Here is a 24,214-nt window from a genome sequence, read left to right on the forward strand (position 1 = left end):
GTGGGTTTTGGGGTTGAACACTTGATGCAAAAAAACGGGCAGAGGTGGTGCCTCTGCCCGTTCAAGTTGCCAGGGTTGGGAAATCTTAGGCGTGAAACGGCGCGAAATAGCCGGATTTCGGCTGGGCAGGCGCGCTGCCAGCGATCAAACCCTGCACTTCACAACGGGTCAGTCCGATATCCTCCAGCAAATGATCATCGGCGCGGCGCAGCAGGCTGCCGATGGACTGACGCAAAGCATGGCGCTGGCGCAGGGTGGCGAGGGTGGAACGGATCATGGCGGACTCCTTCATGGCGCGGTTTTGATCGGACGGCTTCGTTTCGGATAAGCCTGTTTTGCCCGAATCCTTGACATAAGACAAACGAATAGAAATGATGCCAGCCATCGGTTTCATAGATGGCGATGCGCAATGGTCCCCCTTGATAGCGATTTGATGCGGGCGTTTCTGGCGGTGGTGGATACGGGCTCGGTGACGGCGGCGGCAGACCGGGTTGGGCGCACGCAATCGGCGGTGTCGATGCAAATTCGCAAGCTGGAGGAGAGCCTTGGTCAGCCGCTGTTCACCCGGCTGCCGCGCGGGGTCGTGCTGACGCCTAGGGGAGCGCAACTGTTGCCTTACGCGCGGCGTGTCACCAGTTTACTGGAGGAAGCGGCGACGGCATTGCGGGAAAAACCGCTGGCGGGGCCGGTGCGGATTGGCATCCCGGATGAGTATGCGGAAACCATCCTGCCGCGCGCTTTGGCTGCGTTTTCCGAGCGTCATCCGGGCGTGGAAGTCACCGTGCGCTGCGATTTCACCGCACCCCAGCAGGCGGCTCTGGACGAGGATCATCTTGATCTGGCAGTGATTTATGACAGCAGCCATACCTCGGGTGATGAGGTGTTGTGTCTGGACCCGACGGTTTGGGTGACTTCCATCGCTCATGCCCAACACCTGCAACAGCCGGTGCCGGTGGGGGTGTATTTCCGCTCTGACTGGTGCCGGGATTTTGCGCTGCGGTCGTTGGATCAGCAAAGCATTCCGTGGCGGGCGGCGTTTGAATGTGACACCTCGGCCAGCCTGCGGGTGGCGGCGCGCACGGGGCTTGCGATCTCACCCCTCTCACGCAGCACGATCCCGCCGGGGTGTCGCGAGTTAACCAATGCAGATGGCTTCCCCATCGTGGATCGGGCGCGTGTGGTGCTGAAACGCAATCCGCGCGGCGGATCGGCGGCGATTGAGGGGCTGGCCGACATGCTGCGCGAGGCGTTTCGGCCTTTGGCTTCAGGGGGGGCGGTGGCGTGATGCAGGCGGGGATGCAAAGCCCGCTGGGGCCGATCAGTGTGACGGAAACGGACGGTGTGATCACGGCACTGCGGTGGCACGCGGGGCCTGCGCCCGAGACGCCGCTGCTGATCGAGGCGATCCATCAACTGACCGCCTATTTTGACCGCCGCCTGACCACGTTTGATCTGCCCTTGGACTTTGGCAGAGGTTTCGCCGAACAGGTGCGCCGCGCGATAGCGGCGATTCCTTATGGCGAGACGCGGCAGTATGGTGATCTTGCGCGGGAAATCGGGGCACCTGCGCCGGCGATTGGGCAGGCTTGCGGGGCAAATCCGGTCCCGGTGCTGATCCCCTGCCACCGGATTCTGGCCGCCAAAGGCTTGGGTGGATTCTCGGCGAAGGGCGGGGTGGAGAGCAAAGTGTTCTTGCTCAAATTGGAAGGCGCGGCCAGTCTTTTAATTTGATCGGGCCTGCTGATTTGAGCGGTCAAATGGCCAGAGGTGTCTGTTGTACAGGGCAAAAATTGCACCTAGTCTCTGGTGAAAGATCAGCTCTGCAGTGGAGAGACGCGACTATGGATGACGAGAAACAGCGCGTCAAACTGTTTGCAAAGCCGGGGCATTACTACAGCCCGGTTGGCAATCAGGCGGAATTGCAGGCCTTTTGGCAGTCAGAGCATCACGCCCGGCAATATGACCGCGTGGATGCGCTGTTGGACTATGACGCAATGCGAGCGCTGTACGAAAAGATTGCGCCGCTAGTCGTGGCGTTTCCCTTTAAACCCACCGAAGGTTTTCGGTACTATGGCCGCAACACACAGTTTATGTATTACGATGCCTCTATCCTGTCCGCGATGCTGCGCTGGCTGAACCCACGCCAGATCATTGAAATCGGTGCGGGCTATTCCTCGGCGGTGATGTTTGACACGCTGGATCGGATGACCGATGCCAAGTTGGAAAAATTCACCACGATCGACATCGACTTGACGCGCATCAAGGGACTGAACCCGCCCGACAGCTCTTGTCTGATCGAAGCGCCTGTTCAATCGTTGCCGCTCGAAACCTTCACGGCATTGGAGGCGGGTGACATCCTGTTCATCGACTCGTCCCATGTTTTGAAGACCGGTAGCGATGTGCATTACGAATACATGCATATCCTGCCGGCGCTGAAATCCGGCGTGATCGTGCATATTCATGATATATTTTACCCGTTCGAGTATCCCGAGCGTTGGGTGTTTAACGACAACAGATCGTGGAACGAGGTCTATCTGGTGGATGCCATGCTGACCCATGGCAACGCTTTTGAGGTGCTGTTCTTCAACGATGCCGTGCTGCAAAAGCTTGGGCCCAGCCTGAAAGCTAAGGGCGACATGTTTGAGCGGTTCGAGCGGATGAAAACCAATCAGATGGAGCGCAACAACGGCTCGATCTGGCTGAGAAAGCGGTAAGTCCAGTTTGCGCCGGACCTTGCCTATTCAAGGCCGCTCTGTAACAGTTTGGTAACACTTACAGGCGGGATTGATCTTGAGCTTTGCTATTCTGCTGGCCGTCCTCGGCTCGGCCTTCCTGCACGCCCTCTGGAACGCGCTGATCAAGACCGGAACCTCTCGGATGGGGGCGATGATCATCCTGTCGATTGGCGAGGTGCCGATTGGCCTTGCGGTTGCCAGTTTCTGCCCGCTGCCCGCGCCCGAGGTGTGGAAATGGGTGCTGATGGCGGGCTGCGCGCATTTCTTCTACAAATCCTTCCTGACCTATGCATATGAGCACGGCGATCTTTCGCGCGTCTACCCGATTGCGCGCGGATCGGCCCCTTTGATCGTGGCGCTGTTGGGGCCGGTACTGGCGATGCTGTGGCCAAGTGCGATGCCAGCGGATGCGCTGAGCTTGCATGAATATGCCGGGATTTTCGTGCTGGGCTGCGGAATTTTGCTGATGGCGCAGGGGATTTTCTCAAATGGTGAAAGCCGCAAGATGCTGCCGTTTGCGCTGGGATCAGCTTGCGCGACGGCGAGCTACACGCTGCTGGACGGTCACGGCGCGCGGGTGGCGGGCGACGCGATTGCCTATGTGGCGTGGGTTTTTGTGGCTGACGGGCTGATGTTTGCGACGGGCATGCTGGCTTATCGGGGCCTTGACGTGCTGCCGCGCGACCGCAAGGCCTGGGGCGTTGGCATGATTGCGGCGGCGGCGTCTTATGGGGCTTATGGCGTGTCGGTCTGGGCGATGACGAAAGCGCCGATTGCGGTGGTGGCGGCGGTGCGCGAAACCTCGATCCTGTTCGCAGTGCTGATCGGCTGGCTGGCGTTTGGCGAGCGGATGACGAAAGGCAAGGCGATAGCCTCGGCGGTGATCGTGGCTGGGGTCATCCTGACACGGCTTTGACCGTTACAATTTGACTAAAATTTGTTTCATCTTGGCAAAAATATCCCGGGGTCCGGGGCTGGCCCCGGCTTGGCCTGCCCAAAACGCCACGCCAGACTTAGTGCGCCGAGCGATCCGGCACGATCTGCTGCACGATCCCGGCCAAACACAGATACAGCGAGGTGATCACCAAGCCCCAATGCGCCAATGATCCTTCGGCGAAGTTCATCCAAGCCGCCCATCCGGCGAAGATCACCCAAGCCAGTGACATCGGCAGGGTGATCCAACGCCAGCGTTTGGTGCGGGTGGGGTGGACGAATTTCAACCGCAGGAACATCGCCACGGTCAGCAGGATCACCGCGATCAGGATCACCCATTGCGAGGGCGCTACGGCGAACAGCACCAGCACCACCATGTTCCAGCAGGCAGGAAAGCCCGAGAACGACTTATCCTTGGTTTTCATCCGGGTATCGGCGAAATAGATCACCGAGCCATAGCAGATCGCGATGATCGCCAGCCAGCCGGTCCAGCCATCCAGCATGCCGGATTTGAACAAAGCATAGGCCGGAATGAACACATAGCTCAGGTAATCGACGATCAGATCCATCAACACGCCGTCGTAGATCGGAAAGTTGTTCGGCGTGTCGTAGCGCCGCGCGAGGGGGCCGTCGATGCCATCGACGAACAACGCCACCACCAACCAGAGGAACATCACGCGCCAGTTGCCTTCAACCGCCGCGAGCATCGCGAACATTGAAAGCACCGCGCCAGAGGCGGTCAGCAGGTGGACGGAAAGGGCTTTAAGGCGAATATCCATGCGTTGTGATCGCTCAAATTGGGATTCGGGGCAAGGCTTGGGGCGGAAATCAGGCGCGGGGATGGGCTTTTTCGTAAACTTCCATCAGGCGGGCGGCATCTACCGCCGTATAGGCTTGGGTTGTCGACAGCGAGGCGTGGCCAAGCAATTCCTGAATGGCGCGCAGATCGCCGCCCGCCGACAGCAGATGGGTGGCAAAGCTGTGGCGCATCGCGTGCGGGGTGGCCGATGACGGCAGGCCAAGTTGCATCCGGGCTTTCTCCATCACCAAGGCGATCAGGCGGGGGTTCAAGGCACCGCCGCGCGCGCCCCGGAACAGCGGTTCGGTGCGGGTCAGATCGTAGGGGCAGAGCCGGGCATATGCGGCCACGGCATCACGCGCGGCGGGGAGGGTCGGGACTAAGCGCTCTTTGCCGCCTTTGCCCAAGATGCGCAGGGTGTCGGACAAAGGGTGTGCGGCTCCGGTCAGGCCCAAAGCCTCGGATATCCGCAAGCCGCAGCCGTAGAGCAACGTCACCACGGCGATATCGCGGGCGGCGATCCAGTCTTCACGGGCTTGCTCGCCGACTTGGGCGATCATATCGCGCGCACCATCGACGCTCAGCGGGCGCGGCAGTTTGCGGCGGAATTTTGGGCCACGCAGGGAGAGGACGGCGGTTGCGTCTATGTTTTCGCGGTCGGCGACCCATGCGATGAAGTTCTTCACCGCAGAGAGTTCGCGGGCCAGACTGCGCGACGAGAGTTTGCGCTCACGCTCATACGCCATCCAGGCGCGCAGGTCGGACTGATCGATCTGCGCGATGACTTTCAGGCCTTCGGATTCGCCGTGATGGATAGCGAGGAAGCCTAGAAATCCTGTCACATCATGCGCGTAGGCGGTGAGGGTGTTCACTGCCACCGCATCCAAAGCCCGCAGATGATCCAGCCAGCGCGCGAGCGCGTCGCGTTGCGCGGGCGGGATGGCGAGGCTGTTCAAGACAGCCAGCGGCGCATCGTCCGCTCAAACACACCTGCGAAGAAGGCCAAAAGGTCGGTGCCATGCGTCGGTTTGAACTGATGCGGGTCTTCAGCGCCCAACACCAACATGCCGGGTAGGCGGCCTTTACCGAAATCGAGTTTCATCAGGGCTTCTGACCTAACCCAGCCCGCGCGTTCGCCATAAAGCGCGTCCGATTGTGGCAGCACCTGCCGCAGCACGACCGGGCGCAGCGGTACATTGCGCCCGCCTGAAATATATTCGCCGACGAAGCCCGGCTCGGCCACATAAAGCACGTCGCCCAGTTTGCGCAGGGCGGGGTCTTCGGCGTCTTGCACCGATTCCAGCACCAAGCGCACGCAATCCACCCGCAAGGTGCCCGCCACGTCCGAAGCCAAAGTCTTGAGAAACTCCTCAAAACTCAGCGGGTCCATCATCTGCAAAATTGCGCGATGCACCTGATTGGTGCCCGCGAGATTTTCATAGGCTGCCGCGATCACGGTGCGATGGGTGTCTTCCAAACGGTCCAGCCGTCCCTCAAGACGCTCCATCGCGATGCCGCGCAGATCGACGATATTGCTGCCCATCAACCGCTCATTCGCGCCGATCAGCGCGTTCATCACATCGCGGTCTTCCAGCAGAACCTCGGGTTCCGCGAGGATTTTGTCGCGCAGCTCTTGGTCGATCATGCTTGGCCTATCTTGGTTTTTTGTAACTATAGCAGATTGGGGTGGGTTGCGGTGGCTTGGGTGGGGGTTTACCTCAAAACCACATAACAAGGAAAGAGTGGATGCTGGTCGAGCGGGTCTATCAGGCAGGGGATTTGGTCGGCGTGCTGACCACCGAGCCTTTGGGCCGCCTGCTGGATTACAAGGCGCCCGAGGGCGGTTGTGGCGATGGCGATTTTGTCGAGGTGCCGTTGGGGCCGCGCAAAGTCATTGGCGTAGTTTGGGGCAAGGGTGAGGGCAAGTTTGATCCGGCGCGTATTCGCAGCGTCTACCGGGTACTGGATGCAGCCCCGATGCGCGCCGAGTTACGCTCGTTCCTGACCCGTGCCGCCGAATACACCCTGACGCCGATGGCTGCGATGCTGCGGCTGGCGACGCGTGCGCCGGGGTTGGGCGATCCGCCGTCGATGAAGAAGACCTATGCTTTGGGTCCGGTGATCCCGAACCAGATGACCGAGGCGCGGTTTCGGGTGGTGGAGGCGTTGCGGCGGTTTGGAAGCGCCCCGGTGACGTTGGGCGAGTTGGCCGAGGAAGCCGCTTGTGGACCTGCGGTGGTGAAGGGCTTGGTGAAGCTGGGCGTGGTGCTGGAGCAAGACGCGCCGCGCGATCTGCCCTATCCAGCCCTGAACCCAGTGACGAACACGCGGCTGGCGGGAGATCAGGTTGTTGCCGGGGATGCGCTGGTCGCTTTGGTCGCCCAAGGGGGGTATTCGGGGACGCTGTTGAAGGGCGTCACGGGGTCGGGAAAGACGGAAGTTTACTTGGAGGCCGTGGCGGAATGTCTGCGCAAGGGGCGGCAGGCGTTGGTTTTGCTGCCTGAAATCTCGCTGACGGCGGATTTCCTGACGCGGGTGCAGGCGCGGTTTGGGGCGCGGCCTGCGGAATGGCATTCGGGCGTGACGATGACAGAGCGGCGTCGATTGTGGCGGATGGTTGGGCAGGGTGAAGCCAGCTTTGTGGTCGGCGCGCGCTCGGCCCTGTTCCTGCCGTTCCGCGATCTGGGGTTGATCGTGGTCGATGAGGAGCACGACACCTCGTACAAGCAAGAGGAGGGCGTGTTCTATAACGCCCGCGATATGGCGGTGCTGCGGGCGGCGATTGTGGGGGCTCCGATTGTTTTGGCTTCGGCTACGCCGTGTCTGGAGACTTGGGCGAATGTCGAGGCGGGGAAGTATGGTCGTCTGGACCTAGGTGCGCGGTTTGGCGCGGCGGAGCTGCCGGATATGCAGGCGATTGACATGCGCAGCCAGAAGCTGGCGTCTAACGCATGGATTTCGCCGAAGCTGGCGGCTGAGATTAAGGTGCGGATCGCGCGCAAAGAGCAATCTTTGCTGTTTCTCAATCGGCGCGGGTTTGCTCCGATTACTTTGTGCCGCGCCTGTGGCCATCAAGTTGGCTGCGACGATTGCGATGCGCGGATGGTCGAGCATCGGTTTCTGAAGCGGCTGGTGTGCCATCAATGCGGCGCGACCAAGCCGATCCCGACCGAATGTCCGGCGTGCAAGGTCGAGGGCAAGATGGCACCGGTTGGTCCCGGCGTTGAAAGGCTGGCCGAGGAAGTGGTGGCTTTGTTCCCGGATGCCCGTGTGGCGGTGCTGTCGTCGGACCTGTTTGGCTCTGCCCGCGCGCTGAAAGAGCAGATCATGGCGATTGCCGAGGGGGCTGCGGATATCATCATCGGCACGCAGATTGTGGCGAAGGGGCATAACTTTCCGCTGCTGACTTTGGTGGGGGTGATTGACGCTGACCTTGGCTTGCAAGGGTCAGACCTGCGCGCCGCCGAGCGGACGTTTCAACTGATGCGGCAGGTTGCGGGGCGTGCGGGGCGTGCGGATAAACCGGGCACCGCGCTGTTGCAGACATTTCAGCCCGAGCATCCGGTGATCCGCGCTATCCTTGGTGGCGATGAGGAAGCCTTCTGGCGGGCCGAGGCCACCGAGCGGCGGATGGCCGGGGTGCCGCCCTATGGCCGGATGGCGGGGATTATTCTATCGTCGCCCGATGTAGCGCAGGTGTTTGATTTCGGCGCTGAACTCGCTCGCCGCGATGGGCCCTTGCGCAAGGTTGGCGCGCAGGTTTACGGGCCGGCGCCTGCACCGGTTGCGCGGGTGCGCGGGCGGCATCGTGTGCGGTTGCTGATCAAGGCCGAGAAAACCGCCCCGCTGCAAGCTGCGATTGCCGAATGGGTGGGCCAGTTCAAACTGCCGAACAATCTGCGGCTTTCCATCGACATTGACCCGCAAAGCTTTTACTAGGCGCGCAACCCTAGAACGGATCATCCCATGCCCACCTACACCGCTTTGACCACCCTGATGGGCGAAGACGCCGCCAATGCGCTCGCCGAGGCCATTGAGAAGATGGAGCCAGAGCCCACCGGGGTTGGCGTCTTTGAGATCGAGGACGACTCGGGTCTGTGGGAGGTTGGCGCTTATTTCCTAGAGGCCCCGTCCGAGGCGGTGCTGGAACTGCTGGCGATGGCGTTTGATGCCAAGCCCTTCGCGCTGTCGGAATTGCCGGAAATCGACTGGGTCGCCAAAGTGCGCCGCGAACTCTCGCCTGTCGAGGCGGGGCGGTTTTTCGTCTTTGGCTCGCACGACGCCGACAAAGTCCCCGCTGACAAGATCGCGCTGCAAATTGAGGCGACCGTCGCCTTTGGCACTGGCCATCACGGCACCACCTTGGGATGTCTGCGGGCCTTTGATCGGCTCTATGGTGAAGGCTTCCGCCCAGCTAAGGTCGCCGATATCGGTTGCGGCACCGCCGTTCTGGCGCTGGCCGCCGCTGCCGTGCTGCCCGATGCCTTGGTCATTGCCAGCGATATTGACGAAGTCGCGGTGGACGTCGCCGAAGCCAATGTTGCCATCAACCATATGGAAGGCCGGATTGAGACGATGGAGGCCGCAGGTTTCGCGCATCCGCGTCTGGCCGAGGCGGCACCCTATGATCTGGTGTTCGCCAATATCCTGAAAGGTCCGCTGGTCGAACTTGCGCCGGATATGGCCAAGCATCTGGCAAAGAACGGACTGATTATCCTGTCCGGTCTGCTGGTGGTGCAGGCCGAGTCGATCACCGCCGCCTATGTCGCCAATGGCTTCACCCCAGAGGCTCGCGAAGATCTGGGTGAGTGGTCCTGTCTGGTGATGCGGCGGAACTAAGACGGTTAGCACAAGATTAACGGCGAAATGACGGCAGCTTTTACACATTGCCCAAATTTTGCCATAATCTGTGGGTAAAAGGTGCGAAGGCGGGGGCCAGTGAATACGGAGTTATTCGGATGGCCGACCCGAATCTGGTAGATTTCTACAACAATGTCGCGCGCTTTGAGAAAAAGCGCGCCAAAGGCTATGGCTTTGATGCCGCCGGAACGCTCGGGCGTTCCTATTTCAACCCTCCTGCCCGCAAACGCCGCTCTTGGCTGGTGCCGATGATCATGGTGTTTTGCGCAGGCATTGGTCTGAAAGGCATGATTTATCAAGCGGTTGGCGCGAAAGCCTATGATCAACGCGTGCAGGCGTTACAGGTCGGCGAAGGCTTTGACCGCTTGGGTGGTTGGCTGATGCAGGCTGATCCGGCGACGGTGTTCGTGGCAGGCAAAATCAGCGAAGGCCTGAAGGCATTCAAATAATCCATTTTCATGTGGACGATTTTTAGCAGAACGCAGGCGGGCCACGGCGGCCTTGCCTGCGTTTCTATTTGTTCAACACCACAAACGCAAAGGGCCGATGCCACGCGGCACCGACCCTTTTTACATCCGATAAGATCAGGCGCCTGCGTATGAACTGATCTGATTTCAGATCAATTCAAAAGCAGTTAGCGACCGATCAATTCCACATCACCACGGCACAGACCGATATCATCAAGCTCACGGTCAGACAGTTTGCCCAGAGCGCGACGCGTGATGCGTGCATCATTCCAAGCAGCGAAGCCGTTCGCGAACGTCGAAACGAACTGAACAGAGCGGAAAATCGAGATGGCACCAAACGGCGCCGCGCGGGACGACTCATAGGCGGCCATAGCGGTTATCCTTTACAAACTTTATCTCCGGCAAGCCCCTTGCTTCCGGTGAGGCCTATCTAGCTATGCTGCAAGTGCGAAGCAATGGGTGCGCTAGCATGTCTGCATTGCGCCCATTGCATAGCCATCCGGCACCGATATTTCTTTAATTTATAGGCGATTTGAAAACAACGACGGGATTGGTCGTTTTTCATGCGCCGGATGTCGCTTTGCTGCGTCTGCATAGTCTCGGGTTGCATCTGCGGCAAGATTTAATTGCCCCTTGGCGGATGTTCTCTTTTCGTGCTAATTCTGGGGGAAGCAGAAAATCTGCGTAAAAACAAAAGAAAAAGGGGCGGGGATGCGGGTTTTGGGAATCGACCCCGGTTTGCGCAACCTCGGCTGGGGGGTGATTGATGTGGTGGGCTCTAAGCTTACCCATGTCGCCAATGGCATTTGCCACTCAGCCCCCGGTGACGGAGAAGGCGATTTGGCGCAAAGATTGTTCTCCTTGCACGGTCAGTTGACGGAAGTTCTGCGACAATATGGCCCCGATGCGGCGGCGGTCGAACATACGTTTGTCAACAAAGACGCGGTGGCGACGCTAAAGCTGGGCCAAGCGCGCGGCATTGCCTTGCTGGTGCCCGCGCAATTTGGCCTGACGGTGGGCGAATATGCCCCGAACGCGGTGAAGAAAACCGTGGTGGGCGTGGGCCATGCCGATAAGGGGCAGGTCGATCATATGGTGCGGGTGCAACTGCCCGGTGTGAAAATCGCAGGCCCCGATGCGGCGGATGCGCTGGCCATCGCGATCTGTCACGCGCATCATCTGCAAAGCGCGGGCCGTTTGCAGGCGGCGATGAAAAGGGCGGTTGGATGATCGGGAAGCTTTCGGGGCGGCTGGATTGGCGCGGGTCGGATCAGGTGCTGATCGACGTGCGCGGCGTGGGCTATATCGTCTATGTCAACGACCGAACCTTGGCCGCGATGCCATCGGTGGGCGAGGCGGTGTCTTTGTATACCGATCTGCTGGTGCGCGAAGATCTGTTGCAACTCTTTGGTTTCGCAACACTTCTGGATAAGGAATGGCACAAGCTGCTGACCACGGTGCAAGGGGTTGGCGCGAAGGCCGCAATGGCCATCATGGGCACTCTGGGTGCCGATGGTGTGGCCCGCACGCTGACTTTGGGCGACCAACGGGCGATACAGGCGGCTCCGGGCGTGGGGCCGAAGCTGGCGCAGCGGATCATTCTGGAGTTGAAATCGAAAGCCCCGACTATCATGGCGATGGGGGCGAATTTGGCGGTCGCGGCTGAGGCGGATGAAAGCGTTTTGGAACCTGTGACGCCGATGGCCCCGCGCAAAGTGGCGGCTCCGACGGCTGCGCAAAATCGCGCCGGGTTTACGGCGGATGCATTGTCGGCGCTGGTCAATCTCGGCTACGCGCATGGTGAGGCGGCGCAGGCGATCTCGACTATTGCCGTTGATCAGCCCGAAGCTGACACCGCCAGCCTGATCCGGGCGGCGTTGAAACTGCTGGCTCCGAAGGCGCGCTGATGCAATCTGACCCTGATCTGCGGCCCGAAGCCTTGCCCGAAGACCTAGACCGCGCCCTGCGTCCGCAGGTGCTGGAGGATTTCGTAGGCCAACAAGAAGCCCGCGCCAATCTTCGGGTGTTTATTGAATCTGCGAAAATCCGTGGCGAGTCGATGGATCACACGCTGTTTCACGGGCCGCCGGGTTTGGGCAAAACCACCCTCGCGCAGATCATGGCGCGCGAATTGGGGGTGGGGTTTCGGATGACCTCCGGCCCGGTTCTGGCGAAACCCGGCGATCTGGCGGCGATCCTGACCAATCTAGAGCCGCGCGATGTGCTGTTCATCGACGAGATTCATCGGCTGTCTCCGGTGGTGGAAGAAGTGTTGTATCCGGCGATGGAAGATTTCGCGCTGGATCTAGTGATAGGCGAAGGCCCTGCGGCGCGGACGGTGCGGATTGAGTTGCAGCCGTTCACGCTGGTGGGGGCGACGACGCGGTTGGGGCTGCTGACCACGCCGCTCAGGGATAGGTTTGGCATTCCCACGCGCTTGCAGTTTTACACCGAGGATGAGCTGGATTTGATCGTCACCCGTGGCGCGCGGCTGATGGGGATACCGTCCGATCCTGAAGGCACCCGAGAGATCGCCAAGCGGGCGCGGGGGACCCCTCGGATCGCGGGGCGGTTGTTGCGGCGGGTGGTGGATTTCGTGACCGTTGAGGGCGATGGGCGGCTGACGCGGGCGATTGCGGATCGGGCGCTGACGCGGCTGGGGGTGGATGAGATCGGGCTGGATGGCGCGGATCGGCGGTATTTGATGCTGCTTGCCGAGCATTACGGCGGCGGGCCTGTGGGGGTTGAGACGATCGCTGCAGCGCTTTCGGAGGCAAGGGATGCGGTGGAGGAGGTGATCGAGCCTTATTTGTTGCAGCAGGGCCTGCTTCAACGGACCCCGAGGGGGCGGATGTTGGCGGCTCGGGCTTGGCGGCATTTGGGGTTGGATGCGCCGAAGCCACCGGGGCAGCAGGATTTGTTTGAGGGCTAGTGTCCACGCGTGGACAGGCTGTTGGTTTATATGAAATCAAGAGGTTATGGGGGCCTTGTTCATAGATTATTAAGGTTTGATGTGGGGCGTTTGTTGATCCCTAAGAGCCTCCGGCGGGGATATTTAGGCCAATGTGAAATGGGCAGGCGGAGGCTCTTAGGTCATCCTCTGCGCTTAAATATCCCCGTCGGAGACGCAGCTTTCCACGGGATCCGCGCCACATGGTTGAGCCTGCACCAAAGCCGCGCTATCGGAGGGGCGCAAGAGGGAGGCCCGCATGACGCCGGAACAGGTTCAGACGTTTTTCACCCGCTCGGATGGCAGCTATCTGTTCGCGCGCTGGGGGCGGCCGATTGTGCCGGTAGTATTTGGGGTCGAGGACGCGACGTTAAGCGTGGTCAAGGGCGCGATTGAGGCGGTTGTGACTCTGGCGGATCACAAGATGGCCGAGCATGACCCGGAACTGGGCGCGAACCTGATGGTGTTTTTCTTCCGCGATTGGGCGGAGTTGCCGCAGGTTCCTAATCTGGAACGCTTGGTGCCGGATTTGGGGCCGCTTTGCGCGCGGCTGGAGCAGGCCGGGGCCAATCAGTATCGGTTTTTCCGCTTTGACCCCGATGGCGCGATCAAGGCGGCGTTTGTGTTCTTGCGCATGGATGATCATTTGCAGGCGATTGCGGCGGCGGATTTGGCGCTTGCGCAGGCGGCTCAGGTGATTTGCTTGTGGTCGGACCTCGCGTTTGCCGAGGTGTCGCCGCTGGCGTTGATCGACGGTCAGGTGATTTTGCGGCCCGATGTGGCGGGGCTGATCCGGGCGGGCTATGCGCGGCATATGCCAGCGGTGGGGCGGGATGCGTCCCACGCGTTCCGTTTGGCGGCGCGGCTGTGAAAGAGGCGGATCTTTACCCGGACCTGAAGGCCTATCTGGAGGCGCAGGGTTATGTGGTGAAGGGTGAGGTTGGCGCTTGCGATATTCTGGCGCGGCGCGGCGATGAGCCTGCGGTGGTGGTCGAGATGAAGCTGTCCTTCAGCCTCGCTTTGGTGATGCAGGGTGTGGCGCGGCAGGCTCTGTTTGACGATGTCTATCTGGCGGTTCCGGTGACGGAAAAAGGTTGGAAGCTGCGCTATAAGGATATTGTGGCTTTGTGTCGGCGCTTGGGGTTGGGGCTGCTCGCGGTGAAGCCGGGGCTGGTTGAGGCGCATCTGGACCCCGGCCCGTATAGCCCGCGCAAGAACACGCTGCGGGCGGGGCGGTTGTTGCGCGAGTTTGAGCGGCGGGTGGGCGATCCGAATTTGGGTGGCACCACTGGGATCAAGCGGGTGACGGCGTATCGGCAGGATGCGTTGCGGTGTTTGCTGGCACTGCAGGCGGGGGCAGTGAAACCCGCCGCCATCGCCAAAGTTGCAGGTGTTGCACGGGCAGGCGATATTTTGCGCGCGGATCATTATGGCTGGTTTGAGCGCGTCTCGGTGGGGATTTACGCTTTGACGCCGCAGGGGCAGGCGGCGATTGTCTCTGAGGCTGCCGAGATTGCGCGGCTTGGGGGGCAAGATGCATCAGTTTGATTTGCGGGTGTATTATGAGGACACCGATCTGGCGGGCATCGTCTATTACGCCAATTATCTGAAATTCATCGAACGCGGGCGCTCAGAATGGGTGCGGGCTTTGGGGGTGGATCAGGTCGCGCTGAAAGCCGCACAGGGCTTGGTGTTTGCGGTGCGCAGGGTCGAGGCCGATTATCTGAGGCCCGCGAAGTTTGACGATGCGTTGCAGGTGACGACGGAATGTTTGGCCGTTTCCGGTGCGCGCATTGAGCTCAGTCAAGCGGTTTTGCGCGCGGGTGAGCGGCTGTTTGTGGCGTTGGTTACATTGGTGTGTCTGACGGAAACGGGCCAGCCTGCGCGGATTCCCGTGGATATCCGCGCTAAGCTATTGCCAGAGCGGCATTAAAGCCGCGCGGCAAATTTAAGTACCTGTTCACGCAATCGAACTTTAGGGGCGGTTTGTTGCTTGGATCGCGCCATTGTGTTGGCAATAGGGTTCAATTCTTGTTAAGATTAGGGCAATAAGCGGCCAAAGAGCCCCGATAACAAGAGCAGGCATAATGAACACGGAAGCCGTCGGCATGGCGCAAGAGATTGATTTCTCTATGCTCGCCCTATTTTTTCGCGCAACCCTCACGGTGAAGCTGGTGATGATGTGCTTGATTATCATGTCGTTTTGGTCATGGTCGATCATCATCCAGAAACACATCCTGTTCCGCAAATCGCGCGGCGAAGCGACGGTGTTTGACCGCGAGTTCTGGTCGGGAGAGCCTTTGGATGGCTTGTTCGAGAAGATCGGCGGCGATCCGCAGGGTCCGTCCGAGAAGATTTTCGCTGCCGGGATGCTGGAGTGGCGACGCTCACACCGGCAGGATGGCGGCTTGATCGCGGGCGCGCAGGCGCGGATTGACCGGGCGATGGATGTGGCGATTGCGCGCGAGGCCGGCGTGTTGAACAAAGGCCTGTCGTTCTTGGCGACCGTGGGGGCGACAGCGCCGTTCATCGGGCTGTTCGGCACGGTGTACGGCATCATGCACGCGTTTACCCAGATTGCGGCGACGAAGAACACTGACCTTGCGACGGTGGCTCCGGGCATTGCCGAGGCTTTGATGGCGACCGGGATTGGTCTGGTTGCGGCTATTCCAGCGGTTATTTTCTACAACAAGCTGAATGCGGATAGCGAGCATATCACCAGTGGATATGAGGCGTTTGCCGACGAGTTTGCGACGATCCTGTCGCGCCAGTTGGACGCTTGATATGGGCGCGGGGGTGGTCAAGAAATCCGGTGGCGGTGGGCGCAGGCGGCGGCGGGGTTCGTCGGCGGCGATGGCCGATATCAATATCACGCCGTTTGTCGATGTGATGCTGGTGCTGCTGATCATCTTCATGGTGACAGCACCAATGCTGACGGTTGGGGTGCCGCTGGAGCTGCCGAAGACGGCGGCGGCCAGCTTGCCGACCGAGCAAGAGGAGCCTCTGACGGTGTCGATCACCAAGGAGGGTGTGTTGATGATCCAGACCTCGGAAGTGGCGGACGCCGATCTGATCGCCAAGCTGCAAGCGATTGCCTCGCAGCGCAAATCCGACAAGATTTTCCTGCGCGCCGATGGGGCGCTGCCTTACACGCGTGTCGCCGAGGTGATGGGCGCGCTTTCAGCGGGCGGGTTTAGCAATATTGGGCTGGTCACCGATGCGGGCGGGCCGAAGATGGACGGCAACTAGGGCGCGATGGACAAGAGCCAGATCCTTTCCGGCATCGGCCATGCGGTCGTCATCACCTGGGTTGTCCTCGGCGATTGGCTGTTTGCGCCGCGTGAGTTACCGCCACCGGATTCGGTGCAGGTCTCGATGGTGTCCGAGTCGGATTTGAAGGCGATGCAGGATGCGGCGGCTAAATCCGTCAAGCCGAAGGCGGATAAGCCTGAAGTGAAGCCTGCCAAGCCTCCGTCCAAACCGCAGGTTGAAGCGCCTGCTCCGGTCGAGCCTGAGGTGGCGGTGGCGGAACCTGCTCCGGTGAAGCCTGCGCAGCCCTCGCCCGATATTCCGGTGGCCGCCGATCCGCAGCCGAATGAAGCGCCGCCGGTGGTGGCCCCGATTGCCGAGGCAGAACAGCCGATCCCGGTGCCGACGGTGAATGAGAAACCGAAGCCCCGGCCTGCGACGCGGATCACCGATACGCCGGTGGTCAGCCCTGAGAAAACCCCGGAAGTGGCCGATACAGCCACGCCGGAGGTGACGGATCAGCCGACCGATCAGCCGGTGGTCGAGGAGCCGAAACCCGCAGCCGCCCCGGAAGAGGCCGCAGCCCAGACTGCACCGGATGCGGTGGTGACGGATGCGCCGGAACTGGCCCCGACCTCCAGCCGTCGCCCGCAGACCCGGCCGGACAAGCCTGTGGTCGAGACGCCTGTGGAAGACCCGCAGGTTGCGCTGGATGCGCAGGCCGAGAAGGATGCCAAGGCCAAGGCTGACGCGCAGGTCAAGGCGGATGAAAAGGCGGCGAAAAAGGCCAAAGAGAAGGCCGATGCGCAAGCCAAGGCTGATGCTGAGGCAGCGGATCAGGCGGCGATTGATGCGGCTTTGGCCGATGCGGCCTCGGATGCTCCGGCGACCGATGGCGGTCAGACCGATATTCCCGAAGGCCCGCCGATGACGGCGGGTGAGAAAGAAGGCTTGCGGGTCTCAATCAACCAATGCTGGAACATCGGCACGCTTTCCACGGCGGCGCAGCGGATCAAGCTGACCTTGCGGGTTGAGATGAAGGAAGACGGCACGCCGGATAGCAATGGCATCACCATGACCACCTTCTCGGGTGGCGATGAGGCGACAGCGAGCCAAGCCTTTGAAGCCGCCCGCCGCGCCGTGATCCGGGGTGTTAAGGGCTGTGGCGGCAAGGCTGGCTACGACCTTGACCCTGCCAAATACGCCGAGTGGAACGTGATGAACCTGAATTTCGACGCTTCGGGCATGAGGTTGAGATGATTTTCTTAACTTTCCCCTGCAAACTCCGCGACAAACCCACAGACTTACAAGGCCAGAGCAGGCCACATAATTCGCCCTTGAAAAACGAGGACAAGATGCGCCCTTTCAAATCCCTGACCGCCGCCCTGCTGATTGGGCTTTCCAGCCTGACCACAACCGCCCATGCCGAGATCACCATCGACATCAACTCTCCGGTGATCGAACCGATGCCCTTCGCGGTGCCGGATTTCATTGATGAGGGCGGCGCGGGGGAACTTGCGGCGAATATCTCGCGGGTGGTGGCGGCGGATCTTGCTGGCACGGGCTTGTTTATTGAGACGCCGAAGGATGCTTATATCAGCCGTGTGACCTCGTTTGATGCGCCGATTTCCTACCCGGATTGGCAGGCAATCAACACGCAGGCGCTGATCACCGGGGCGGTGCAGGCGGGCGGCGACCGCATCGTCGTGAAGTTCCGTTTGTTCGACGTGGCCTCGGGTCAGCCGTTGGGCGAGGGGCTGCAATTTGCGGGCACGCCGGCCAGCTGGCGGCGGATGGCGCATAAGGTCGCGGATGCGGTCTATAGCCGGATCACCGGGGAAGGCCCATATTTCGACAGCCGCGTGGTCTATGTCGCGGAAAGTGGGCCGAAAAACCAACGCCAGAAACGCCTCGGCGTGATGGATTATGACGGCGCGAATGTGAAATATCTGACCGACAGCAGCAGCATCGTACTGGCGCCGCGGTTCTCGCCGAATGGCGACCGGATCCTGTTCACCTCGTATGCCTCGGGCTTTCCGGCGATTTATGTGATGAACGTCGGCAATCTGAAAACCCGCAATCTGGGCGAAGTGCCCGGCACGATGACCTTCGCGCCGCGCTTCAGCCCCGATGGCAATACCGTGGTGTTCAGCCTAGAGAAGGGCGGCAATACCGACATTTACTCGATGGATATCAACTCGGGCGCGATGAGCCAGCTGACCAATGCGCCGTCGATTGAAACCTCGCCCAGCTTCAGCCCGGATGGGTCGCAGATCGTGTTTGAGAGCGACCGTTCCGGCAGTCAGCAAATCTATATGATGCCCGCGGGCGGTGGCGAAGGGGTGCGGATTTCCGGCGGCAAGGGACGGTATTCGACCCCGGTGTGGAGCCCACGCGGCGATATGATCGCGTTCACCAAGCAAAACGAGGGCCGCTTCCACATTGGCGCGATGTTGACCGATGGCACCGAAGAACGTCTGCTGACGGCGTCGTTCCTCGATGAAGGCCCGACCTGGGCGCCGAATGGCCGGGTGATCATGTTCACCCGTGAAGGTGCGGGCGCGGGCGGTCAGGCGGGGTTGATGTCGGTGGATGTCTCGGGACGGAACCTGAAGGCGATCCCGACCGAAGGCCCGGCCTCGGACCCGTCCTGGTCGCCGATGTTGCCATAATTCTTCAAGCGCGGCTGATTCCCTTAGCCGTGCAAAGCTGATATAACGGGCGCAATCGAGCCCATAAGAAAAGGATAACCCCTGATGACCCTGCTTCCGAAAGCCCTTCTGATCGTCGCTGCCCTTGGTTTGGCCGCCTGTAACAACCCCGACCGCTATAAAAATGGCGCTGGTGCCGATGGCATGAACAATGGCGCGGGCTCTGGCATCAACACCAATGGTCTGGGTGATCCGAGCAATCCGCGCTCCATCGCCTATTTCAACCAATCGGTGGGCGACCGGGTGCTGTTCCCGGTGGACACCTCGACCCTGACGCCGGAAGCGCGTGGCGTGCTGGCGGGGCAGGCCGCGTGGCTGGCGACGAACGGCGATTACGCGATCATCATCGAAGGCCATGCCGATGAGCAGGGCACCCGCGAGTATAACCTTGCACTCGGCGCGCGTCGGGCGGCTTCGGTGCAGGATTTCCTGATCAGCCAAGGCGTGAAACCCAGCCGGATGCGGACGATTTCCTACGGCAAGGAACGCCCGATTGAAGTGTGCTCGGAAGAAGCCTGCTATGCCAAGAACCGCCGCGCTGTGACGGTGTTGTCGATGGGAACCGGGGCCTAGTTCCGGCGCTTAAACTGACGACTTGAAATGACGGGGGGCTTGCCACAGGGCGAGCCCCGCTCTGAAACGGAGACTGATCTGATGCGTTGGCTGGTTCTGTGTCTTGCCCTGCTGCCCTTGCCCGCGCTTGCGCAGGACAAGGCGCAGACCCTTGCGGATCTGAAGGCCGAGTTGGGCCAGTTGTCGGCTCAGTTCAATGGCTTGAAGGCCGAGCTGGTGCAATCGGGGGCGGCCTCGACCGGGGCTGCGGGCGGTGACGCGTTGCAGCGGATGGATGCGATGGAAGCCGAGCTGACACGGGTGACCGCGAAGGCCGAGGAAATTGAGCTCAAGCTGAACCGGGTGATCAGCGATGGCACCAACCGGATTGGCGATATCGAGTTCCGGTTGTGCGAGCAGACCGAGGGCTGCGATCCGTCGAATATCCCGGAGACGCCGGTTTTGGGTGGGAATACGGCAGCGGCAGCTCCGGCGGCGACGGCTCCGGCTGCTCCGGCCAGCGATGCGCCGGAATTGGCAATGGGCGAAAAGAACGATTTTGACCGGGCCAAGGGGGTGCTCGGTCAAGGTGACTTTCGCGCCGCCGCGGACCTCTTTGCGACCTTTACGCAATCCTATCCTGGCAGCCCATTAAGCGAGGAAGCCAATTTCAACCGCGGCGAGGCTTTGACCAAGCTGGATGACACCGCCAACGCGGCGCGGGCTTATCTTGAGGCGTTTTCGGGCAAGCCGGATGGGCCGTTTGCTGCCGAGTCGCTGCTGAAGCTGGGGCAGGCCTTGGGCGCATTGGGGCAGGTGCCTGATGCTTGCGTGACCTTGACCGAGGTCGGCAACCGCTTTCCGGGGACGATTCACGCCACCAATGCGCAGGTTTCGATGCAGGGGCTAGGGTGCCAATAGGCGTGCCGGCCTCTGACTTAGAAACGCGCCTGCTGAACGAAGTCGCGCAAAGCTATGCGTGGCGAGACCCTGTGCCGCAGGTGGTGGGGGTGATGGTTTCGGGCGGCGGCGATTCGATGGCGCTGCTGCATTTGATGCACAGGGCAGGGGTCTTGCGCGGCTGGCGAGTGGAAGCGATCACCGTAGATCACGGATTGCGCGCCGAGGCGGCGGCAGAGGCCGCGATGGTGGCGCAAGTTTGCGCAGGTCTTGGGATTGCGCATCAGACAAGCGTTTGGGATCATGGCGATATTCCAGGAAACCTGATGGATCAGGCTCGGCGCGCCCGCTATAAGTTGGTGGCCGATTGGGCGCATCAGCGCGGCATTGCCGATGTGGTTTTGGGTCATACCGCTGACGATCAGGCCGAGACATTTTTGATGGGGCTTGCGCGGAAGGCCGGATTGGACGGGCTTTCCGGGATGCGGGTGGCTTGGCCAGAGCATGAGATTGGCTGGTTGCGTCCGCTGCTGTCGGTGACGCGCGCGGAATTGCGCCAGTATTTACGCACGCAGGGTTTGGCTTGGGTGGAAGACCCCAGCAATGACGATGAGGGCTTTGCCCGCGTGAAGGCGCGCCGTGTGCTACAGGCGCTGCGTCCTTTGGGAATTACTGCGGCCACGTTGGCGGCGGTCAGTGAAAATCTTGCTATGGCGCGCGGGGCGATTGGCTGGCAACTCGCCAAGACGGCGCAGATGGTCACGCAGACGGCGGCGGAATCATTGAGCTTTTCGCGTGACCAATATCTCGCGCTCCCTATGGAAATTCAACGCCGCCTGTTGATTGCCGCGCTGCGCTGGACGTCGGGCGTCGAATATCCGCCGCGCGAAAGTGGGCTGATGGCGGTGCAATGGGCGATTGCTGCGGGGAAAGACGCGACACTCGGCGGTGTGCGCTTTAAGGCCCGCGCCGATACGATCCAGATTTTGCGCGAGGCGAAGGCGGTGCAAAGCCTTGCCTGCCCGACCACACAGCTGTGGGATCATCGCTGGCAACTGATCGGCCCACATACCCCCAATCTGACCATCCGGGCGCTTGGCACCGCAGGTCTGGCCGCCTGCAAAGACTGGCGCAGCCTTGGCCATCCCCGCGATGCGCTGCTGGTGACCCCGGCGATCTGGCAGGGTCAGACGCTTATTGCCGCACCCCTCGCCGGATTTCCGAACGATTGGTGCGCGAATTGCGGCCCCAGCTTCGCTTCCTTTGTCTTATCGCATTGAACCCGGCGGACTTATCTCTATCTTAAGAACAACCGCCGAAACTGGCCCCGTTCGGGCCTCCCGGCCAATCATACGGAGAAGTTCGTGGGTAACGCACGAAACATTGCATTCTGGGTCGTCCTCTTTCTGCTGATCCTTGCGCTATTTCAAATGTTCAACACCGGGGCGGGCACGTCGGGGTCGTCCAACGTGCCTTATTCTGAATTTATTCAGCGGGTTGACGCGGGTGAGGTTGCCTCGGCAACGCTGGATGGTGAAAGCGTGATCGTCAAGGCCAAGGATGGCACCTCTTACGCCACCATCGCGCCAAATGATCCGATGCTGACCGATCGGCTGTTGGCGAAGGGCGTGGAAGTGCGCGCGAAAAGCCAACAGCAGTCGGGAATCCTGTCGCTGATGTCGGTCTGGTTGCCGTTCATCGTGCTGATCGGGGTGTGGATTTTCTTCATGAACCGGATGCAGGGCGGCGGCAAAGGCGGGGCGATGGGCTTTGGCAAATCGCGCGCCAAGCTGCTGACCGAAAAGCAAGGCCGGGTGACGTTTGACGACGTGGCGGGCATTGATGAGGCCAAGGAAGAGTTGGAAGAGATCGTTGAGTTCCTGCGCAATCCGCAGAAATTCTCGCGGCTTGGCGGCAAAATTCCGAAGGGCGCACTGCTGGTCGGCCCTCCGGGCACCGGTAAGACCCTGCTGGCGCGGGCGATTGCGGGCGAGGCGGGGGTGCCGTTCTTCAGCATCTCGGGTTCTGATTTTGTTGAGATGTTTGTGGGTGTGGGTGCAAGCCGTGTCCGCGATATGTTTGAACAGGCAAAGAAAAACGCGCCCTGCATCGTGTTTATCGACGAGATCGACGCCGTGGGCCGCGCGCGTGGTGTCGGTGTCGGCGGAGGCAATGATGAACGCGAGCAGACTCTGAACCAACTGCTGGTCGAGATGGACGGCTTTGACGCCAATGAAGGCGTGATCATTGTGGCCGCGACCAACCGTAAGGATGTTTTGGACCCGGCTTTGCTGCGTCCGGGCCGATTTGACCGCACGATTCATGTGCCGAACCCCGACATCAAAGGCCGTGAGAAAATCCTGTCGGTGCATGCCCGCAAAGTGCCCTCGGGCCCGGATGTGGACCTGCGGGTGATTGCACGCGGCACGCCGGGGTTTTCGGGTGCTGATCTGGCGAATCTGGTGAACGAGGCGGCGCTGTTGGCCGCGCGTGTCGGTCGCCGCTTTGTCACCATGTCGGACTTTGAATCTGCCAAAGACAAGGTGATGATGGGCGCAGAGCGCCGCTCGATGGTGCTGACCGATGAGCAGAAAGAGCATACAGCTTACCATGAGGCCGGCCACGCGATTGTTGGCATGGCTTTGCCGAAATGTGATCCGGTCTATAAGGCCACGATCATCCCGCGCGGTGGTGCTTTGGGCATGGTGGTGTCTTTGCCCGAGATTGATCGGCTGAACTGGCACAAGGATGAGTGCAAGCAGAAGATCGCCATGACGATGGCCGGGAAAGCCGCTGAGATTATGAAATGGGGCGAAGATACCGTCTCAAACGGGCCGTCGGGCGACATTCAGCAAGCCTCGGGCCTTGCCCGCGCGATGGTGATGCGCTGGGGAATGTCGGATGCGGTTGGCAATATCGACTATGCCGAAGCACATGAAGGCTACCAGGGCAAAACCGCCGGGCTTTCGGTGTCGGCTGAGACGAAAATGCTGATCGAGCATGAGGTTAAGGGCCTGATTGATGAGGGCTACGAGACCGCGCGCCGCATCCTGATCGAACAGGCCGAAGGCTTTGAGCGGTTGGCGAAGGGGCTGCTGGAGTATGAAACCCTGACCGGCGAAGAGATTCGCAAAGTGGTCGCGGGCGATACGCCGAGTGCTGTCGATGACGGTATGGGCGATGGGCCAAGCGGCGGTTCGGGGGTGATTGCGATCCCGAAAACCCGGGCGCGCAAGCCGAAAGCGGTGCCTCCGGTGGCACCGGAGCCCTCTGCGTGAGCGCAGACGACAAAGACTGGAGCCCCGAAACCTACGCAAGGTTTCGGGGTTTGCGTTTGCGCCCTGCACTGGATTTGCTGGCGCAGGTGGGGGAATTGCCTAAGGGTGAGGTGGTTGACCTTGGCTGTGGAGACGGGGCGCTTGCGGCGGATCTGACCCTGCGTTTTCCCGAGCACCTCCTTTACGGCGTCGATAATTCGCAAGCAATGCTGGCCAAAGCGTATGACTCGGGTCTCTACGGTCGCCTGACGCGCGCGGACATCGAACTTTGGGCACCTTTCAACGCGCCCGCGCTGATCTTCTCAAACGCCGCGCTGCAATGGCTGCCGGATCACGCCAGTCTGATGCCGCGATTGGCGAGCTATCTGGCCCCCGGTGGCGTGCTGGCGGTGCAGATGCCGCGGCAGTTCAAAGCCGCCTCGCACCGCTTCCTGCGCGATATTGCGGGGTCTATGTTCTCCGACCGCTTTGATTTCTCAAAAGAGCTATCGCCCTGCGCCAAGGCCGAGGACTATCACGCGCTGCTGTCGCCGTTGGGCAGGGTCGAGGCTTGGGAAACCGAATATATCCAACGGCTTGAGCCCACTGCTGCGATGCATCCGGTGCGGGCTTTCACCGAAAGCACCGCGATGCGTCCGATTGCGGAAAAGCTGTCGGAGCAGGAGCTCGCCAGCTTCTGCGCCGCCTATGAAGCCAGCCTTTCTGCCGCTTATCCGCTGCAAAAGGATGGCGCGGTGTTGTTCCCGTTCAAGCGGGTGTTTTTCACGCTAAAGGTTTGAG

Annotated in this window: 27 protein-coding genes; 22 read left to right on the forward strand and 5 right to left on the reverse strand. The window is 60.9% G+C overall.

What is annotated here, in order from left to right; genetic code table 11:
- Nucleotides 1-85 precede the first annotated feature (85 nt).
- Entirely contained in the window at nucleotides 86-277 is a 192-nt protein-coding gene (locus ACS5RD_RS07600) for a DUF1127 domain-containing protein (protein WP_156317407.1), read from the reverse strand.
- A 132-nt stretch (nucleotides 278-409) separates the two neighbouring features.
- Between ACS5RD_RS07600 and ACS5RD_RS07605 the strand changes: the two genes are divergently transcribed.
- The 4 genes from ACS5RD_RS07605 to ACS5RD_RS07620 all read left to right on the forward strand — a co-directional run bounded on the left by ACS5RD_RS07605 (nucleotide 410) and on the right by ACS5RD_RS07620 (nucleotide 3,651).
- The gene (locus tag ACS5RD_RS07605; RefSeq protein WP_489930674.1) at nucleotides 410-1,285 is read left to right on the forward strand and encodes a LysR family transcriptional regulator; all 876 of its coding nucleotides are present in this window, start codon (nucleotides 410-412) and stop codon (nucleotides 1,283-1,285) included.
- A complete protein-coding gene (locus ACS5RD_RS07610; protein ID WP_489930675.1) occupies nucleotides 1,285-1,731 on the forward strand; it encodes a methylated-DNA--[protein]-cysteine S-methyltransferase in 447 nt (148 codons plus the stop codon). The genes ACS5RD_RS07605 and ACS5RD_RS07610 overlap by 1 nt, the downstream gene beginning before the upstream one ends.
- A gap of 110 nt (nucleotides 1,732-1,841) precedes the next feature.
- Nucleotides 1,842-2,714, forward strand: coding sequence for a class I SAM-dependent methyltransferase (locus ACS5RD_RS07615; protein WP_489930676.1), 873 nt, complete (start codon nucleotides 1,842-1,844; stop codon nucleotides 2,712-2,714).
- Nucleotides 2,715-2,790: 76 nt separating this feature from the next.
- Complete coding sequence (locus ACS5RD_RS07620; RefSeq protein WP_054005878.1) at nucleotides 2,791-3,651, forward strand: EamA family transporter; 861 nt, start codon at nucleotides 2,791-2,793, stop codon at nucleotides 3,649-3,651.
- A gap of 97 nt (nucleotides 3,652-3,748) precedes the next feature.
- Here the strand turns inward: ACS5RD_RS07620 and ACS5RD_RS07625 are convergent, their stop codons facing one another.
- From ACS5RD_RS07625 to ACS5RD_RS07635, 3 genes are read right to left on the reverse strand one after another with little or no spacing between them, the layout of a single operon-like run.
- Complete coding sequence (locus ACS5RD_RS07625) at nucleotides 3,749-4,447, reverse strand: CDP-alcohol phosphatidyltransferase family protein (RefSeq protein WP_489930677.1); 699 nt, start codon at nucleotides 4,445-4,447, stop codon at nucleotides 3,749-3,751.
- A 49-nt stretch (nucleotides 4,448-4,496) separates the two neighbouring features.
- Nucleotides 4,497-5,432 (reverse strand): tyrosine recombinase XerC, encoded by a 936-nt coding sequence (locus ACS5RD_RS07630; protein ID WP_489931349.1) that lies wholly within the window; start codon nucleotides 5,430-5,432, stop codon nucleotides 4,497-4,499.
- Nucleotides 5,420-6,112 (reverse strand): DUF484 family protein, encoded by a 693-nt coding sequence (locus ACS5RD_RS07635; protein WP_054005775.1) that lies wholly within the window; start codon nucleotides 6,110-6,112, stop codon nucleotides 5,420-5,422. Before ACS5RD_RS07635 ends, ACS5RD_RS07630 begins: the two co-directional genes overlap by 13 nt.
- A 101-nt stretch (nucleotides 6,113-6,213) precedes the next feature.
- On the opposite strand from ACS5RD_RS07635, the gene ACS5RD_RS07640 reads away from it, so the two are divergent.
- From ACS5RD_RS07640 to ACS5RD_RS07650, 3 genes are all read left to right on the forward strand, one after another.
- Nucleotides 6,214-8,406, forward strand: a complete 2,193-nt coding sequence (locus ACS5RD_RS07640; protein WP_489930678.1) for a primosomal protein N' — start codon at nucleotides 6,214-6,216, stop codon at nucleotides 8,404-8,406.
- A 27-nt stretch (nucleotides 8,407-8,433) separates the two neighbouring features.
- On the forward strand, nucleotides 8,434-9,306 hold the full coding sequence (locus ACS5RD_RS07645; protein WP_489930679.1) for a 50S ribosomal protein L11 methyltransferase: 873 nt from the start codon (nucleotides 8,434-8,436) through the stop codon (nucleotides 9,304-9,306).
- Between the two features lie 119 nt (nucleotides 9,307-9,425).
- Complete coding sequence (locus ACS5RD_RS07650; protein ID WP_489930680.1) at nucleotides 9,426-9,776, forward strand: hypothetical protein; 351 nt, start codon at nucleotides 9,426-9,428, stop codon at nucleotides 9,774-9,776.
- Nucleotides 9,777-9,961: 185 nt separating this feature from the next.
- Here ACS5RD_RS07650 and ACS5RD_RS07655 read toward each other — a convergent pair whose 3' ends face one another.
- Nucleotides 9,962-10,165, reverse strand: coding sequence for a DUF1127 domain-containing protein (locus tag ACS5RD_RS07655; RefSeq protein WP_054005779.1), 204 nt, complete (start codon nucleotides 10,163-10,165; stop codon nucleotides 9,962-9,964).
- 340 nt (nucleotides 10,166-10,505) lie between these two features.
- Between ACS5RD_RS07655 and ruvC the strand changes: the two genes are divergently transcribed.
- The 15 genes from ruvC to ACS5RD_RS07730 all read left to right on the forward strand — a co-directional run bounded on the left by ruvC (nucleotide 10,506) and on the right by ACS5RD_RS07730 (nucleotide 24,213).
- The gene (ruvC, locus tag ACS5RD_RS07660; protein WP_489930681.1) at nucleotides 10,506-11,024 is read left to right on the forward strand and encodes a crossover junction endodeoxyribonuclease RuvC; all 519 of its coding nucleotides are present in this window, start codon (nucleotides 10,506-10,508) and stop codon (nucleotides 11,022-11,024) included.
- Nucleotides 11,021-11,701, forward strand: coding sequence for a Holliday junction branch migration protein RuvA (ruvA, locus tag ACS5RD_RS07665; protein WP_489930682.1), 681 nt, complete (start codon nucleotides 11,021-11,023; stop codon nucleotides 11,699-11,701). Before ruvC ends, ruvA begins: the two co-directional genes overlap by 4 nt.
- Nucleotides 11,698-12,726 carry a Holliday junction branch migration DNA helicase RuvB gene (gene ruvB / locus ACS5RD_RS07670; protein WP_489931350.1) on the forward strand — a complete coding sequence of 343 codons (1,029 nt, stop codon included), beginning with the start codon at nucleotides 11,698-11,700 and terminating at the stop codon, nucleotides 12,724-12,726. The genes ruvA and ruvB overlap by 4 nt, the downstream gene beginning before the upstream one ends.
- A 277-nt stretch (nucleotides 12,727-13,003) precedes the next feature.
- Entirely contained in the window at nucleotides 13,004-13,615 is a 612-nt protein-coding gene (locus ACS5RD_RS07675; RefSeq protein ID WP_489930683.1) for a hypothetical protein, read from the forward strand.
- Nucleotides 13,612-14,292: a DUF2161 family putative PD-(D/E)XK-type phosphodiesterase gene (locus ACS5RD_RS07680; protein WP_489930684.1), complete on the forward strand. Its 681-nt coding sequence runs from the start codon at nucleotides 13,612-13,614 to the stop codon at nucleotides 14,290-14,292. Before ACS5RD_RS07675 ends, ACS5RD_RS07680 begins: the two co-directional genes overlap by 4 nt.
- Nucleotides 14,279-14,677 (forward strand): tol-pal system-associated acyl-CoA thioesterase, encoded by a 399-nt coding sequence (ybgC, locus tag ACS5RD_RS07685; RefSeq protein ID WP_489930685.1) that lies wholly within the window; start codon nucleotides 14,279-14,281, stop codon nucleotides 14,675-14,677. The genes ACS5RD_RS07680 and ybgC overlap by 14 nt, the downstream gene beginning before the upstream one ends.
- Before the next feature lie 154 nt (nucleotides 14,678-14,831).
- Complete coding sequence (gene tolQ, locus ACS5RD_RS07690; protein ID WP_054005786.1) at nucleotides 14,832-15,527, forward strand: protein TolQ; 696 nt, start codon at nucleotides 14,832-14,834, stop codon at nucleotides 15,525-15,527.
- Between the two features lies 1 nt (nucleotide 15,528).
- A complete protein-coding gene (gene tolR / locus ACS5RD_RS07695; RefSeq protein WP_054005787.1) occupies nucleotides 15,529-15,993 on the forward strand; it encodes a protein TolR in 465 nt (154 codons plus the stop codon).
- Nucleotides 15,994-15,999: 6 nt separating this feature from the next.
- Nucleotides 16,000-17,253 carry a cell envelope biogenesis protein TolA gene (locus ACS5RD_RS07700; RefSeq protein ID WP_489930686.1) on the forward strand — a complete coding sequence of 418 codons (1,254 nt, stop codon included), beginning with the start codon at nucleotides 16,000-16,002 and terminating at the stop codon, nucleotides 17,251-17,253.
- A 95-nt stretch (nucleotides 17,254-17,348) separates the two neighbouring features.
- Nucleotides 17,349-18,665: a Tol-Pal system beta propeller repeat protein TolB gene (gene tolB / locus ACS5RD_RS07705; protein ID WP_489930687.1), complete on the forward strand. Its 1,317-nt coding sequence runs from the start codon at nucleotides 17,349-17,351 to the stop codon at nucleotides 18,663-18,665.
- Between the two features lie 84 nt (nucleotides 18,666-18,749).
- Nucleotides 18,750-19,277, forward strand: coding sequence for a peptidoglycan-associated lipoprotein Pal (gene pal / locus ACS5RD_RS07710; RefSeq protein ID WP_054005790.1), 528 nt, complete (start codon nucleotides 18,750-18,752; stop codon nucleotides 19,275-19,277).
- A gap of 81 nt (nucleotides 19,278-19,358) precedes the next feature.
- Complete coding sequence (ybgF, locus tag ACS5RD_RS07715) at nucleotides 19,359-20,177, forward strand: tol-pal system protein YbgF (protein ID WP_489930688.1); 819 nt, start codon at nucleotides 19,359-19,361, stop codon at nucleotides 20,175-20,177.
- 2 nt (nucleotides 20,178-20,179) lie between these two features.
- Nucleotides 20,180-21,436, forward strand: a complete 1,257-nt coding sequence (tilS, locus tag ACS5RD_RS07720; protein WP_489930689.1) for a tRNA lysidine(34) synthetase TilS — start codon at nucleotides 20,180-20,182, stop codon at nucleotides 21,434-21,436.
- Between the two features lie 84 nt (nucleotides 21,437-21,520).
- Nucleotides 21,521-23,434: an ATP-dependent zinc metalloprotease FtsH gene (ftsH, locus tag ACS5RD_RS07725; protein ID WP_489930690.1), complete on the forward strand. Its 1,914-nt coding sequence runs from the start codon at nucleotides 21,521-21,523 to the stop codon at nucleotides 23,432-23,434.
- Nucleotides 23,431-24,213 carry a methyltransferase domain-containing protein gene (locus ACS5RD_RS07730; RefSeq protein ID WP_489930691.1) on the forward strand — a complete coding sequence of 261 codons (783 nt, stop codon included), beginning with the start codon at nucleotides 23,431-23,433 and terminating at the stop codon, nucleotides 24,211-24,213. Before ftsH ends, ACS5RD_RS07730 begins: the two co-directional genes overlap by 4 nt.
- Nucleotide 24,214: the final 1 nt, after the last annotated feature.

The sequence above is a fragment of the Cypionkella sp. PAMC25878 genome (assembly GCF_058135695.1).